The organism is Rufibacter sediminis, assembly GCF_014269285.1.
Classification (GTDB): Bacteria; Bacteroidota; Bacteroidia; order Cytophagales; family Hymenobacteraceae; genus Nibribacter; species Nibribacter sediminis.
This window is the reverse complement of sequence record NZ_JACOAF010000039.1, coordinates 1-14,843: the sequence shown is the minus strand read 5'-3', so window position 1 is coordinate 14,843 and position 14,843 is coordinate 1. Positions and strand designations below refer to the sequence as shown.

Annotated in this window: 11 protein-coding genes and 1 rRNA gene; 5 read left to right on the top strand and 7 right to left on the bottom strand. The window is 51.2% G+C overall.

All coding sequences use genetic code 11. The features are described from left to right. Window positions 1–150: 150 nt before the first annotated feature. The 4 genes from H7U12_RS16065 to H7U12_RS16050 all read right to left on the bottom strand — a co-directional run bounded on the left by H7U12_RS16065 (window position 151) and on the right by H7U12_RS16050 (window position 4,670). Window positions 151–1,089, bottom strand: coding sequence for a 1,4-dihydroxy-2-naphthoate polyprenyltransferase (locus tag H7U12_RS16065; RefSeq protein ID WP_255897578.1), 939 nt, complete (start codon window positions 1,087–1,089; stop codon window positions 151–153). A 10-nt stretch (window positions 1,090–1,099) separates the two neighbouring features. After that, window positions 1,100–1,684 carry a glutathione peroxidase gene (locus H7U12_RS16060; protein ID WP_186639861.1) on the bottom strand — a complete coding sequence of 195 codons (585 nt, stop codon included), beginning with the start codon at window positions 1,682–1,684 and terminating at the stop codon, window positions 1,100–1,102. Between the two features lie 203 nt (window positions 1,685–1,887). Continuing rightward, window positions 1,888–3,684, bottom strand: a complete 1,797-nt coding sequence (gene argS / locus H7U12_RS16055; RefSeq protein ID WP_186639859.1) for an arginine--tRNA ligase — start codon at window positions 3,682–3,684, stop codon at window positions 1,888–1,890. Window positions 3,685–3,689: 5 nt separating this feature from the next. Continuing rightward, window positions 3,690–4,670, bottom strand: a complete 981-nt coding sequence (locus H7U12_RS16050; RefSeq protein WP_186639857.1) for an arginase — start codon at window positions 4,668–4,670, stop codon at window positions 3,690–3,692. An 85-nt stretch (window positions 4,671–4,755) separates the two neighbouring features. Here H7U12_RS16050 and H7U12_RS16045 point away from each other — a divergent pair, with 85 nt between their 5' ends. After that, window positions 4,756–6,156 carry a type III PLP-dependent enzyme domain-containing protein gene (locus tag H7U12_RS16045; RefSeq protein ID WP_186639855.1) on the top strand — a complete coding sequence of 467 codons (1,401 nt, stop codon included), beginning with the start codon at window positions 4,756–4,758 and terminating at the stop codon, window positions 6,154–6,156. A gap of 548 nt (window positions 6,157–6,704) precedes the next feature. On the opposite strand, the gene H7U12_RS16040 is transcribed toward H7U12_RS16045, so the two are convergent. Continuing rightward, window positions 6,705–7,241, bottom strand: a complete 537-nt coding sequence (locus tag H7U12_RS16040; RefSeq protein ID WP_186639853.1) for a D-glycero-alpha-D-manno-heptose-1,7-bisphosphate 7-phosphatase — start codon at window positions 7,239–7,241, stop codon at window positions 6,705–6,707. Between the two features lie 131 nt (window positions 7,242–7,372). On the opposite strand from H7U12_RS16040, the gene hemG reads away from it, so the two are divergent. From hemG to H7U12_RS16025, 3 genes are all read left to right on the top strand, one after another. Continuing rightward, a complete protein-coding gene (hemG, locus tag H7U12_RS16035) occupies window positions 7,373–8,713 on the top strand; it encodes a protoporphyrinogen oxidase (RefSeq protein WP_186639851.1) in 1,341 nt (446 codons plus the stop codon). A gap of 24 nt (window positions 8,714–8,737) precedes the next feature. Continuing rightward, window positions 8,738–9,469: a polyprenol monophosphomannose synthase gene (locus H7U12_RS16030; protein WP_186639849.1), complete on the top strand. Its 732-nt coding sequence runs from the start codon at window positions 8,738–8,740 to the stop codon at window positions 9,467–9,469. Window positions 9,470–9,659: 190 nt separating this feature from the next. Further along, window positions 9,660–10,625 carry a TerC family protein gene (locus tag H7U12_RS16025; protein ID WP_186639847.1) on the top strand — a complete coding sequence of 322 codons (966 nt, stop codon included), beginning with the start codon at window positions 9,660–9,662 and terminating at the stop codon, window positions 10,623–10,625. Between the two features lie 151 nt (window positions 10,626–10,776). Here the strand turns inward: H7U12_RS16025 and H7U12_RS16020 are convergent, their stop codons facing one another. Continuing rightward, window positions 10,777–12,783: a transglycosylase domain-containing protein gene (locus H7U12_RS16020; protein WP_186639845.1), complete on the bottom strand. Its 2,007-nt coding sequence runs from the start codon at window positions 12,781–12,783 to the stop codon at window positions 10,777–10,779. A 224-nt stretch (window positions 12,784–13,007) separates the two neighbouring features. Here H7U12_RS16020 and purB point away from each other — a divergent pair, with 224 nt between their 5' ends. After that, window positions 13,008–14,360, top strand: coding sequence for an adenylosuccinate lyase (gene purB, locus H7U12_RS16015; RefSeq protein WP_186639843.1), 1,353 nt, complete (start codon window positions 13,008–13,010; stop codon window positions 14,358–14,360). Between the two features lie 409 nt (window positions 14,361–14,769). Here the strand turns inward: purB and rrf are convergent. Continuing rightward, window positions 14,770–14,843 (bottom strand): 5S ribosomal RNA (gene rrf / locus H7U12_RS23040); the annotation flags it as partial.

Sequence of the window (14,843 nt, the reverse complement as noted above, 5' to 3'; positions counted from 1 at the left end):
ATACGAGAAGACAGCCGGCAGTTTTGCCGGATTCGTTTTCCTAGCAGCAGCCATGATCCTGCTACACTAATTGTCAACACGCCCTAAGGCTCTTTTTTCAAAAAGAGCCTTAAAACAAAGGAATTTTCTTTTTAGCCGATTGGCAGGTATCTACCGGTCCAACAACAACCCTATTCCCAGCAGTAGCACAAAGCACAGCGTAGACAAGGCCATTTGCTTCAGAAGCGGGTCCAGTTGCGCGGGCGTCTGCCGGCGTTTCACCTCGCGGCCATTGTACAGGAACATGGGCAAGGAACCCAGGAAAAGCCAGGGCCACAAGGTCGCGTTCTCCCGTACCCAGATGAAAACCACCGTGCAGGCCAGGCCCGCCAAAAGCAGCAGCCAATGATACCGGCGCGCCCGCAAAGCGCCCAACCGCACCGGCACCGACCGCTTCCCGGCCAGTTCATCAGACTTAATGTCCCGGATGTTGTTGACGTTCAGTACCGCCGCGGAGAAGAAACCCAGGCTGGAAGCCGGTAGCAGCAACTCAGAGAAGATGCGTTCGGTTTGCAGAAAGTACGTGCCCAGCACCCCTACCCAGCCAAAAAAGAAGAAGACGGAGATGTCGCCCAGTCCGGCGTAGCCATAGGGTTTCGCGCCGTTGGTATAGCCAATGGCAGCCCAGATAGCGCCAACGCCCAGCACCAGGAAAAACATAAAAAGGTACAGCCCCGAGGTGCCCAGCGCCACCCACAGCAGCGTTACACCCGAGATCAAGGAAAGCAGGCTGAAAACAATGATGGCGGCCCGCATTTGGCCGGGCGTGATCTGCCCCGCCTGCACGGCCCGCTGCGGACCTTCGCGGTGCTGGCTATCGGCACCGTGCTTGGTGTCACCGTAATCATTGGCCAGGTTGGAGAGAATCTGGAGGCACAGCGTAGTGAGCACGCACAGCAGCAAAACCGGCCACCTTGAGAGATGATCGGCGGCCGCCAGAAATCCGCCCAGACCAATACAAGACAAGGCCAAGGGCAAGGTCCTCAACCTGAAAGCAGAAACCCACGTGCCCGCCGAGGGCCGTTTCGGGCCCGTTTTTACCAATTCCACTTAAAAACGCTTAGCTGTTGATGTCACGCAGCAACTCCTCGCTTAAAGGAGATACTTTGGAGGGATAGAATTTAAGGATTTTACCGTCTTCGCTGATCAGGTACTTGCAGAAGTTCCAGCTGGGCGCATTGGTGTTGCTGCCGTTCACTTCTTTGTTGGTCAGCCATTTATAGAGCGGCTGCTGCTCGGCTCCTACCACCGAAGCTTTCTGGAAAAGCGGGAACGTCACCCCGAAGTTCTTCTGGCAGAACTGCGCGATCTCTTCGTTCGTGCCTTTTTCCTGGCCTCCGAAGTCGTTGGCCGGGAAACCCAGCACCACTACTTTGTCGCCGTGCAGTTTGTGGAGTTTCTCCAGATCGGCGTACTGGGGCGTGAAGCCGCACTCAGAGGCCACGTTCACAATCAGCACCTTCTTGCCTTTGAATTGCTTCAGGCTGGTGTCTTTTCCGTCAATGGTCTTCAACGGAATGTCATAAATGGAAGTAGCGGACGCTGTATTCATAGAGGTAGCAGTTGGGGTTTCTTGCGTGCTGGCAGCCGGCGAAGAGCAGGCCATCATCAAGGAAAGCGAGAAGATAGTGGCAATCTGTAGCATATAGGCGATGGTTATATTTTCCTTAACCGGTTTTACTTGAATATGTTCTGTTCATTTCGGCAGAAAGCACCCTGATTTCAGGTCCGTTTTCAGAAAACAGGCCTAAAACCAGAACTACCTACTGCGTTCTCCTTACCTCAGCACAGGGCAGGCTTTCCACCTGCCTCCCTCGGGGTTAGCTTGATAGCTCCCCTCTCCTGGCGCTACATTCTCTCCGGCACCGAGATCCCCAGCAAGCCCATCACCTTTTTCAAGGTCTTGGCTACGTGGGCAGACAGCGCAATCCGGAAACTCAGCACCTGGGCGTTGGTCTCCTGGAAGATCGGCACCTCGGTGTAGAAGCGGTTGTAGGCTTTGGCCACGTCAAAGGCGTATTGCGCGATGATAGACGGCGCATAGTTGCGGGCAGCCTCGTCAATGATGGAATCGGCGTAGTTCAGGAGCACCAAGACTTCGCGCTCGGTTTCGTGCAGCGTCCCCACCCCGGCAAACGCCTCAGCCCCGGATGTGATGCCCAATTCCTTGGCTTTGCGCTGGATGGCGGCAATTCGCGCGTGCGTGTACTGGATGAACGGACCGGTGTTGCCTTTGAAATCGATGGATTCCTCGGGGTTGAACAGCATCCGCTTTTTGGGGTCCACCTTCAGCAGGAAGTACTTGAGCGCGCCCATGGCCAGCGTGTGGTAAAGTTGCTGCGCCTCTTCAGAAGTGAAGCCGTCAATTTTCCCCAGCTCGTCGGTTTTCTGGCGGGCGGTGTCAATCATCTCCTGTACCAGCTCATCGGCGTCTACCACGGTTCCCTCGCGGGACTTCATCTTGCCGCTGGGCAGGTCTACCATGCCGTAAGAGAGATGATAGATGCCATCGGCGTACGGTTTACCCAGTTTCTTCAGGATGGCCTTGAGCACCTGGAAATGGTAGTTCTGCTCATCGGCTACTACGTACACAGATTGGTCGTAGTGGAAATCCTGATATTTGAGTTCGGCGGTGCCGAGGTCCTGCGTGATGTACACCGAAGTTCCATCGGCGCGGAGCACCAGTTTCTCATCCAGACCTTCCTCGGTGAGGTCGATCCACACGGAGCCATCGGGCTTCTTGAAGAAAACGCCTTTCTCCAGGCCTTCCTCCACGCGGTCTTTGCCCAGTAAATACGTCCCGGACTCGTAGTAGAATTTATCGAAATCCACCCCGATGTTCTGGTAGGTGGCATTGAAGCCTTCGTACACCCAGCCGTTCATCTTTTCCCAGAGGGCGATGGTTTCCGGGTCGTGCTGTTCCCATTTCTGGAGCATTTCCTGGGCTTCCAGCATGAGCGGCGCCTGCTTCTTGGCTTGCTCCTTCTCCACGCCCTGAGTTACCAGTTGGTCAATCTCCTGCTTGTATGCTTTATCGAATTCCACGTAGTACTTGCCTACCAGGTGATCGCCTTTGATGCCGGCGCTCTGGGGGGTCTCGCCCTGCCCGTACTTCTCATAAGCGATCATGGACTTGCAGATGTGGATGCCGCGGTCGTTCACCAAGTTGGCTTTCACCACGTAATAGCCGGCGGCTTTCAGGATCTCGGCCACGGAATAGCCCAGGAAATTGTTGCGCAAATGGCCCAGGTGCAGCGGCTTGTTAGTATTGGGCGAAGAATACTCTACCACCACTTTCCGTTTTGGGCCTGTTTCTGCTAAACCGGCCCCTAAACCGGTTACCTGCTCGGCGAACTGCTGCAGCCAAACGCTATCTTTGATCTCGATGTTGAGGAAACCTTTGACCACGTTGTAACCGGCTACCTGCGGAGCATTCTGCGCTAAAGTTTCGCCCAAGGCTTGCCCAATCTGCTCGGGTCCTTTGCCCAGGGCTTTGGTCAAGGGAAACGTCACGAAGGTAAAAGTACCGGCAAACTCCTTGCGGGTGGGCTGCAGGTTAATCTGATCGGCCGGAAGGCTATGTTGGAAAGTATCTTGTAAGGCCTGGCTCAGCGCCTGGGCAATCTGGGTCTCAAGTTGTTTCATCGTAATTAAGCAAGGGGCACCTGCTGCGCTTCATTGGCCAGCCGGTTCTGAATAGCGTCTGTGGTATGTTCTAATATGTCAAAGGCGTTCTGCGCCATGGTATTCTCGGCGTCCAGCGTGGGGTTGATCTCCACCATCTCAAAGCAAATCACCTTGGGGTGGTTCACTAGGTGAAAACACAGTTCTTTGGCCTGGGTCACGTTTAAGCCTACCTCAACCGGCGTGCCGGTTCCTTTGGAGAACTTGGAGTCCAGGCTGTCCACGTCAAAGGAGACGTAGATGAGGTCGCAGTCCTGCAGGCGGCGCAGGGCTTCCTCGGCTACTTGTTCAATCCCTTTGGCAATGACCTCTGGGTAGGTGAAGTTCTTGATGTTGTGCTTGTCAAAGAGATAAACCTCGGGCTTTTCGTAGCTGCGGGTCACAATATAGACAATGTGCTGGTGTTTGATCTTGGGCTGATCTGTGCCTACTTTTTTTAGCGCCTCCCAGAAGAAAATAGTTTCCTGGTCTGGTTCGTTCACTTTGCAGTCCAGGTTGTCTTCTGCCAGCGAAGCCGCCAGCGGCATGCCATGCATGTTGCCGGAGGGCGTGGTGTAGGGCGAGTGGATGTCAGCGTGGGCATCTACCCAGATCACCCCCAGGGTTTTGTCTGGGTAAGCGGCTTTGATACCGGCAATGGTGCCGCCGGCGTTAGAATGGTCACCGGCTAGCAGCAGCGGGAACATTCCCAGCTCCAACGTTTGTTCAACAGTGTTACTGATGCGTTTGTAGGTCTGCAGCACGCTGTCAATGTACTTGGCGTGCGGGAACAGGTTCTTTTCAAACAGCACATCGTTGAGGTTGGGCACCTCTACGGCGGTGAACCGTTTAAAATAATCTGACTGCTTGTTCAGACACGCGATTTTTAGGGCATCTACCCCCAAACTAGCTCCGCGTGTTCCCGCTCCCAGCTCAGATTTCACTTCTATTAGTCTGATTTTTTTCATGCTAAACGGAAACTAGTTTTTGCAAAGATGGTAAAATACAAGCAATTTCGCACGCTATCCGCACTGGATACCCCTTTACATTATAATGGATAAATACACAGACCTCATACACCAAACCTTTGACTTCCCCACCGAGGAATTCACCGTACATAATAACGAACTATTTTTCAACGGCATCCCCATGATGGAGTTGGTGAAGCAATACGGCACGCCGCTGCGCCTCACCTACTTGCCTAAGATCTCGTCGCAGATCCAGAAGGCGAAGATCCTGTTCAAGGAGTCCATGGAGAAGTTGAATTACCAGGGTACCTACACGTACTGCTACTGCACCAAATCGTCGCACTTTTCCTTTGTGCTGGAGGAGGCCCTCAAGAACGACATCCACATTGAAACCTCGTCTTCCTTTGACATGCCCATTATCAGGGCGTTATATGAAAAAGGCAAGGTAAACAAAGATGTGTTTGTGGTGTGCAACGGTTTCAAGCGCGAGCTGTACCGCAACCACATCACCGCCATGATCAATGACGGCTTCAAGAACGTGACCCCGGTGCTGGACCACCTGGGTGAAATTGACCATTACGAGGAGTTTGTGGAAGGCGAGTGCCAGATTGGCATTAGGCTAGCCTCAGACGAGGAGCCGAAGTTCCAGTTCTATACTTCGCGCCTGGGTATCAACTACAATGATGTGGTGGGCCTTTACGAGAGCAAGATCAAGGACAACCCCAAGTTCAAGCTGAAGATGCTTCACTATTTCATTAACACAGGCATCAAAGACACGTCTTATTACTGGTCTGAGCTGAGCCGCTTCGTGCACAAGTACTGCGAGATGAAGAAGCTGTGCCCCGATCTGGACACCATTGACATTGGCGGCGGTTTCCCCATCAAGACCTCTATCCAGTTCGATTACAGCTACCGCTACATGATTGAGGAGATTCTGCGCACCATACAACGCATCTGCAAAGAGGAAGGCGTGCCGGAGCCTAACATCTTCACCGAGTTCGGGATTTACACCGTGGGCGAAAGCGGTGCGCACGTGTACTCCATCCTGGACACTAAACTGCAGAACGACAAAGAGCTGTGGTACATGATTGACGGCTCGTTCATCACCAACCTGCCAGACACCTGGGCTTTGAACCAGCGCTACATTCTGTTCGCGCTTAACAACTGGGACAAGGATTACCAGCGTCTGAATATTGGTGGCCTCACCTGTGACAGCCAGGACTACTACAACTCTGAGATGCACTCTTTCCAGGTGTTTTTGCCTAAGATCCAGAAGGAGCAGAAAGAGCCGCAGTATATTGGTTTTTTCCACACCGGGGCCTACCAGGAAAGCCTCAGCGGGTACGGCGGAATCAAGCATTGCCTTATCCCGTCGCCCAAACACGTTATCATTGACCGTGAGGCAGATGGATCGCTCAAGTCATGGGTGTTTGCCGAGGAGCAGAACGTAGACTCCATGCTGCAAATACTGGGATATAAGGACTAAGAAATATTTCTGCGAAAGGATAATAATCCTAAACAAAAAGAGTAGTTTTGAAGTAGAATACCTTATATGTTGTATAATTAATAATATGAAGAACTTTTTCCTATTCGCTTCAATCTGTATGCTGGGCTTTGCTTCCTGCAAATCATCTACTTGCCCTGCGTATTCGCAGAAATCTGATCGCTCGTTGGAGTCAAAAGTAATGGCGAAAGCTATTGCCAAAGCTCCGGTTACTAAAAAAGTGAACGGATAACGTTCTTCTTATAGCATAGATCTTATCAAAGCCCCGGAAGCTCTCTTCCGGGGCTTTCTTTTTGTATTTACCCTTATCTGCAGTTCTTCACGTCATCAGGAAAAGCCTCGCTTCTGTTTTAAGCCTGTTTTAGAGAAAACTAGCCTTAAAGCAGGAATTATCGCTTGCAGAGCTTATAATAGCCTCTACCAGTTTCTGGCTACTTTTCTAAAATCGGCCCTAAAACTCGCAGCTAACCGGCTAAAGGACTAAAGAAGATCCCATTGGCTGATCTTCGCTTCACCTAAGCGTCCGGTTTTTACTTATTCTGAGCTATAATCCATTGCGCGGCCTCGTAGAGATCTGCCTTCTGTAACGCATGCGTGCCTACGGGGTGCGGCCCCACCAAGACCGCCTTTACGCCACACTTGCCGGCCGCCTGCACATCCCTCGGCTGATCTCCCACCAGCCAGCACGCCGCGGGGTCTAAATTATATTTGGCGATGGCGCGTTCCAGCATCAGGCTGTCCGGTTTCCGGGACAGTGATTCAGACACGGACGGATGCCCCGGTGCCATGTACAGATCATCAATGAGGTAACCGCAGCTTGCCTGCAATTTCTCGTGGCAGGCCAGGACATCGGCTTTGGAGTAAAGTCCCTTGGTGATTCCCGCCTGGTTTGTGACCACAATCAGGAGGTACTCCTGGGCTTTGAGGAGGGACAAGGCCTGGGGCACGCCGGGGCACACCTCAAAATCTTCGGGGCGCCAGGTGTAGTCTCCCCTTTCCACGTTCAGGACTCCGTCGCGGTCCAGAAAGATCGCTTTCCTCTTTTTGTCTGCTGTTTGCTTCTCCATTTGCCCAAAAGTAGAAAGAACCAATGAGGCTTGTAACACCAAAACCTGTTTTTAGCCCAATTTGTATAATATGAATATAAAACGTGTTGCGCGCTCTTGCGTACGTTAGGGACTACCCACTTAGTCCCCGCATGCGAGTTGCCATCATAGGAGCAGGAATTTCAGGATTGGCCTTGGCTTACTACCTTCAGAAGCTAGGGGTGCGCTATGACCTGTTCGAATGCGAGGCCGAAGTAGGCGGCGTGATCAAAAGCGTGCAGCAAGGAGCGTATCAACTGGAACTGGGTCCGCACTCCCTCCAGATGAACAACGAGCTGCAGGAACTGCTGCAGGAGCTGAAACTGGAAGACGAGGTCATCCGGCCGGCCACTAAAACGCAGGACCGCTACATCAGAAAAGACGGGGCGTACCACTGCATTCCGGCCTCGCCTCGGCGGCTGCTTTTGGACTCTTTTTTTCATTGGCGCACCAAACTGAAGATCACGCAGGAATACAAACTGCCACCGCAGGAAGTGCCCGAGGAAACTGTCAGTCAGTTCTTCAAACGCCGGTTTGGCCAGGATGTAGTCGATTATCTGGTGCAGCCGGTGGTAGCCGGTATCTACGGCGGCGACCCAGACAAGCTGCTGCTGGAGAAAACCTTTCCGGTCCTCAAAGAGATTGAACGCACCCACGGCTCGGTCTTGAAGGGCCTGGACCTCCAGCTGGACATACCGCGTAAACCCGTCATCTCGCTGCAGAACGGCTTGCAAACTCTGCCCAAGGCCATCGCCTCCAAGCTGGTGTCTTTGCACGTAGACCACGAGGTAGAGATGATCCATCGGGCGAAGGGGAAATACCTGCTGAGCATCCGGCATGATGTAGAGGGTCTCGCCGATGAGGAATTTGACGCTGTAGTGGTGGCGCTGCCCGCTCACGCCGCCGCTGAACTGCTGGATTTTACCACGCCGGGCCTGGCTGCGGCGCTGCACAACGTCACCTATGCGCCCATGACGGTGGTGCACACCGCCTACCGGAAACACGCCATCGGTCACCCCATTGATGGTTTGGGTGCCATGCATCCGCGCAAAGAAGAGCCGTTCAGTTCTGGTACCGTTTGGAGCAGCTCCCTGTTCCCGCGCATCTGTCCCGATGACGAAGTCCTGTTCACTTCCTACGTAGGAGGCAGCCAGTCTCCTGAGTTGGCTCACCTGCCAGATGCCGAGATCCTGCTGCGGGTACACGAAGAACTCACCGAAAATTACCAGATCTCGGCCAAACTTCCTGCCTTTCAGCATCTTTACCGGTGGCCCGCTGCCCTGCCGCAGGCCGATATGTTTATTACCGATGTCCACCAGTTAGCTCAGCTGCTGGAAGCGGAACAGCTGTACGCCTGCACCAACTGGATTGCCGGCCCCGGCATACCTGACTGCGTGCGCTATGCCAAACATCTGGCGCAGAAAATATTTTCCCAACGGCCCTCCCTCCCCTAAAGCCAGATCGATTATATTTGAGGGATGAAAGAGTCTGTAGTGGTCATCCCGACCTACAATGAAATTGAAAACATTGAAGCGATAATCCGGAAGGTTCTTTCATTACCCCATCCTTTTGATCTCCTTATTGTAGACGACAACTCCCCAGACGGCACTGCCGAAGCCGTGCTGCGCCTGCAACATGAATTCCCGGAACGGCTGCATTTAGAGCAGCGCAAAGGCAAGCTGGGTTTGGGAACGGCTTATATCCACGGGTTTAAGTACGCCCTGAAAGCCGGTTACACTTTCATCTTTGAGATGGACGCCGATTTCTCCCACAACCCCAACGACCTGATGAGCCTGTACAACGCGTGCTCGGTGGAGGGTTATGACATGGCCATCGGGAGCCGGTACAGCAGTGGCGTGAACGTGGTGAACTGGCCCATGAGCCGGGTGCTGCTCTCCTACTTTGCGAGCCGCTATGTGCGCCTGATCACTGGCATGCCCATCCATGACGCTACGGCCGGCTTCAAATGCTACCACCGCCGGGTGCTGGAAACCATTGATCTGGACCGAATCCGGTTTATTGGGTACGCCTTCCAGATTGAGATGAAGTTCCTGACGTATAAGTTTGGCTTTAAGATCAAAGAGGTTCCCATCATCTTCACAGACCGCACCAAAGGGCAGTCCAAGATGAGCAAAGGCATCATCCGGGAGGCTTTTCTGGGGGTCATCCAGATGAAAGTGAGCAGCTACTTTCGTAGGTTCACGCGCTAGATTGAGGCCTCCGTTTTAAGGCCGATTTCCTAAAAACATCCTGAAAACACCCGCCCTCGTTTCACCTTGTCATGGTTTTGCGGTTGTTTAGGCGTATCTTTCCTATTCAATTTCATGCGAGTATGCTGGCTTTGCAGGTAAATAACTGCATCTCAAAGGATACCCGCTGCACGTTAACCTATCTATCGCTTTGGAAACAGATATCTTATTTTGGGTTGGGTTTAACGCCTTCGTGCTGCTGCTGCTGGCGTTGGACCTCTTCGTGTTCCACCGGAAAACCCACGTGGTCAAGATCAAAGAGGCACTGCTGTGGAGTGCGTTCTGGATTCTCCTGTCTTTGGCTTTCAATCTCTTCATCTACTACTGGCGGGGCAGCGGACCGGCCCTGGAGTTCCTGACAGCCTATCTCATTGAGAAATCACTGAGTGTAGACAACCTGTTTGTATTTATCCTGATCTTCAATTTCTTTCAGGTACCGCAGAAGTACCAGCACAAGATTCTGTTCTGGGGCGTATTAGGCGCTCTGTTTTTCAGGGCGGTCTTTATTCTGGTGGGGGTTGCCTTGCTGGCGAAGTTCCACTTCATTGTGTACATCCTGGGTGCATTCCTGGTTTTCACCGGTATCAAGATGGCGACCTCGTCTGGTGACGAGGACATAGACCCCGAGGCGAACCCGGTGGTGAAATTCGTGAGCCGCTACATTCCCGTAACCAAACGTCATTACGAAGGAAAGTTCTTCGTGAAACTGGACAAGACCGTTTTTGCGACGCCGCTTTTTCTGGTGCTGATCATGGTGGAAACCACCGATATTGTGTTTGCGGCAGACTCTATCCCGGCCATTCTCGCCATCTCCAAAGACCCTTTCATTGTGTACACGTCTAATGTGTTCGCGCTGCTGGGATTAAGAGCCCTCTACTTCGCCTTGGCCGGCATCATGCAATTATTCCATTACCTGCATTACGGCCTGTCTTTGATTCTGGTGTTCATCGGGTTGAAGCTGGTGCTTTCAGACATTTATCACCTGGACATGGTCATCGCCCTGGGCGTGGTAGCGTTTATCCTTACCACCTCCGTAATTCTGTCCCTGCTGTTCCCCAAGAAGGAGAAACCTATTGTCCCTATTCAGGAACAGGAAAATGAGTCGCTAAGTAAATAACTCGGCTTCTCAGGTAATTTTCCAACTGCTGTTTTAGGCTTGTTTTCAGGAAAACACCTCTAAAACAGCCCTTCTCTCATAATATTTTGAGCAAATAAAAAGGCTACGTTCCAGATAGAACGTAGCCTTTTTATTTGCCTATGAGGTGATGTTAAAAGTCTAACAGATCAATGGGGGCCAATTGCAGCGTATCCATCATCTGAACTTGGGTGGTATCTGGTTTCGGGATGATAAAGCTTCCGGCCCGGCCACTCAGGTTCACATAGGTAGAAACGTTGTCATGTTGGGAGGGCGAGATCAGGCCGCGTTTCAACATGTTCCCGCTAATCAACTTGAAGAAATAGCGAGGATAGGCGCGTAAACCGCCATAAGCATCAAAGTACGTCCGGTATTGCTTGGGTTTCGGGACAATACTGGCCAGGAACAAACTTTCCTCAAACGTCAGCTGGCTTGGTTCTTTGGAGAAGTAAAAGCGGGCCGCTTCTTTGATTCCGTAGACGTTAGGCCCCCACTCAATGATGTTCAGGTAAACCTCATACATGCGTTCTTTGGAAGTCAGCCGCAGGTTTTCGATTATCCAGACAATGAGGGCTTCCTCTACTTTGCGGGTGATGGTCTTCTTTCTGGTTAAGAAGGCGTTTTTCACTAACTGCATGGAAACCGTACTACCGCCCCGCACAAACGAGTTCTCTTTGATATTGGTGATGAGCGAGTGCCGGAAAGCACCTTCGTGGAAACCTTTATGCGTCAGGAAGCGCGGATCTTCGGCCGTTAAGATGGCATACTTCAGATGATTCGGAATCTCATTGTAAGGTGTGAAATTAGGGTTAGAAGGACCTACCGGGAAAGTTCTGACCACTTTGCCGTTTTCGTAGACTGCGTGCGTGAATTCCTGGTTCAGCTTCCGGAGATCATTCTCCCCGAAGTCTGTGATCTGGAAATCGCGGGCGTCCAGATCAGAATCAAACTTCAGGCTGTCTACCTGGGCCATGTCTACGTAGAAGTTCATGCGGTATTTGAAGGTACCGGTGGCTTTCACCCCTTGGAATGTATCAAACAAGCCGGGGGGCAACGAACTGAACAAATCATTGGCCGGGATATCCGGTGAATCAATCTTGATACCGATCTTCCGTTGCGGCCTGGTTTCATACGTCACCTGCGGATAGAAAATGGCTTTGTTGATTCTCACCTCAGACTCCGGCTCCAAAGCGTAATAATGGTCACCTAGGGTCATGACGTACTTCATGGCGCCATTCTGAACCGTCACGTTTTCATCGGCTATCTTAGGATGGTTCAGTATCAAACCATGCGCACTGGACTCGCCTCTGATGGTGAGCTGGTTGTTTTTAAAGACTTTATCGGTGATGCTTAAGGTAAGCGTGTCAAAGCGCATCGTCGCCCCGAACTTCTGCTTGATGTAAGGCACCTCAATGCTCCCCGACTGGTTATCGCCGTAGAATTTAGCCGCCAACAGGTATTTATCTGGATCAATGACGCCACGAACAAACATGGTATTGGTCACCTCTTCGGTGGTGATGGTCATGCGCGCATCAATTTCGCCATCTTCCACCAGAAGGGTAGGCAACTTCATGTTGATGGTGCGCCCATCGTTCTTAAACAACACGCCCAGGTTTCTGAAGTTTACCCCATCCGGTACGTTTTCAAAAGCAGTCTCAATCAGCCGATTTAGTAAAGTCCCGTAGTTAGAGGTCTTGGCTGTAGAGTCTACTGTTTCTCCGGTGGCTTTCTTCTTATATAGGAAAGAGAAATTATCCGTGCTGTCTTGTTTATAGGCGGTAATTTCGCCGCTGGCCACATCAAATTGTTTGAACACCATTCTACCCAGAAACAGCGATCGTAAGCTCACCGTGGCTTCTACCGTATCTATCTGCATGAGCTTGGGCTGACCTATGGGCAACAAGCCAATGTCGGTCACCAACACGGTGTTAAAGTCCCGGAAAGTGGCCTTTCCAATCTGAAGCTTGGCCGGGTACTTGTTCTCGACTTTCTGTATCGCTTTGGCAACCGCGAACTGAAGAATCCTTTCCCGGTTGATCAGGAACACCACAAAGGCAATGATAAAGATAGAGGCAAGCACCCCCGCCCCAATCAAGAACTTCTTTTTATTCCTAACAAAAAAATCTGTGAATTTTGACAAGGTGTCTTTCTAGTTAGTTTATATCTGGAGCTCCTTACAAGTATTGCTCCAACTTACAAAAGTAACGTAATACCTGGTACCTAAAAATCCGAAGGAGAACAACGGGATAAATACGGCCTGTACACCACAAGGTTTATGAAAAGAAACGTGAAAGCGAGGCCTTTGAGTTCATGTAGTTAGAGGTTCTGCTCATACTTCCTATCTTTAGGGTAAAATCTGTACCTATGAATTTAAATGCTCTTACTGCTATCTCCCCGGTGGATGGGCGTTACCGCAGCCAGGTAGCGCCACTTGCTAACTACTTTTCAGAATTCGCGCTTATACGTTATCGTTTACTTGTAGAAGTAGAATACTTCATTGCGTTGTGTGAACTTCCCCTGCCTCAGCTAAAAGATTTTGATCACAGCCTTTTCGCCGCGATGCGGAAAATCTATGAAGATTTCTCCCTGGAAGATGCTCAGAAAATAAAAGACACCGAGAAGATCACCAACCATGATGTCAAAGCAGTAGAATATTTCCTGAAGGAAAAGCTGGAAGAGCTGAACGTTGGAGAAATGAAAGAATTCATCCACTTCGGGCTCACCTCGCAAGACATCAACAATACCGCCATTCCGGCCTCCCTCCAAAGTGCCTTGCAGAACGAGTACCTTCCACTGGTACAGCAAATCAAAGAAGCTCTGGCCAGCCTGGCCTCAGAGTGGAAGGAAATACCTATGTTGGCGCATACGCACGGCCAACCGGCTTCACCAACCAGATTAGGTAAAGAAGTCCAGGTTTTCGTGGAACGTCTGGATCAACAGCTGGCTTTGCTCCAGCAAATACCCTTTGCCGGTAAGTTTGGCGGAGCCACTGGTAATTTCAACGCACATTTCGTTGCTTATCCAGCTATTGACTGGGTGGCCTTCGGGAATACTTTCCTGAAAGATAAATTACAATTGCAACGCAGCCAGGTCACTACCCAAATTGAGCACTATGATCATCTGGCGGCCCTGTTTGATAACATCAGAAGAATCAACACGATCTTAATCGACTTCTCCCGCGATGTATGGCAATACATCTCCATGGGTTATTTCAAGCAAAAGATCCAAGAAGGCGAAATCGGTTCTTCCGCGATGCCCCATAAAGTAAACCCAATCGACTTCGAAAATGCCGAAGGAAACTTAGGCATGGCCAATGCGCTTTTCGGGTATTTATCTGAAAAGCTGCCCATTTCAAGACTGCAGCGTGACTTAACAGATTCAACAGTGTTACGGAACATTGGCGTTCCTATTGCTCACTCCTTTTTGGCGCTTAAATCCTTGCAGAAGGGATTAGGGAAACTCCAGTTAAATAAAGCTGCCTTAGAGCATCATCTGGAGGAAAACTGGGCCGTTGTAGCGGAAGCCATTCAAACAGTACTTCGGAGAGAAGGTTACCCTGCCCCCTATGAAGCCTTGAAAGGTCTGACCAGAACAAACGAGAAAATCACTGATAAAACAATCAAAGACTTCATCCAAACATTGAATGTCTCTGAAGAAGTAAAATCAGAGTTACTACAGATCACTCCCTTCACCTACACAGGCGTTCCCCTATTTTAGGTTAACTTTACCATATCTACTCCACAAAAAGAGGGTGCCGTTAATGAGTAACGGCACCCTCTTTTTGTGAACAGGTATAATAGAATAGCAGCTGTGGGATCTTGTCCATGCAAGAGCTGAGTGAGGTGGATGAGCTTACAAAAGGCTACGTTGCACGGCACTCTCGTTTAGTGGCCGTTTTCTGAAAACATCCCAAGAACCGTTGAGGGCTTTAAAGCCACAGGCCTACCGTTGTTTCGGGGCCCTTTTCCGTAAACCAGGCCTGAAACGCCAAGTACCATCCGGTAACCGGGCATCCACCTTCCCCCCGTCCCTCTCTCCTTCACTCCCTTTCCCAGCCCCCCTTCTCTTCCCAGGGGCTATAAACGCGAACAGCCCCGCCTGTTACCAGGGGAGCTGCTCATAAGGGGGTTGGCGGCTACCTACTCTCCCGCGTGTGACCGCAGTACCATCGGCTCGGCGGGGCTTAACTTCTCTGTTCGG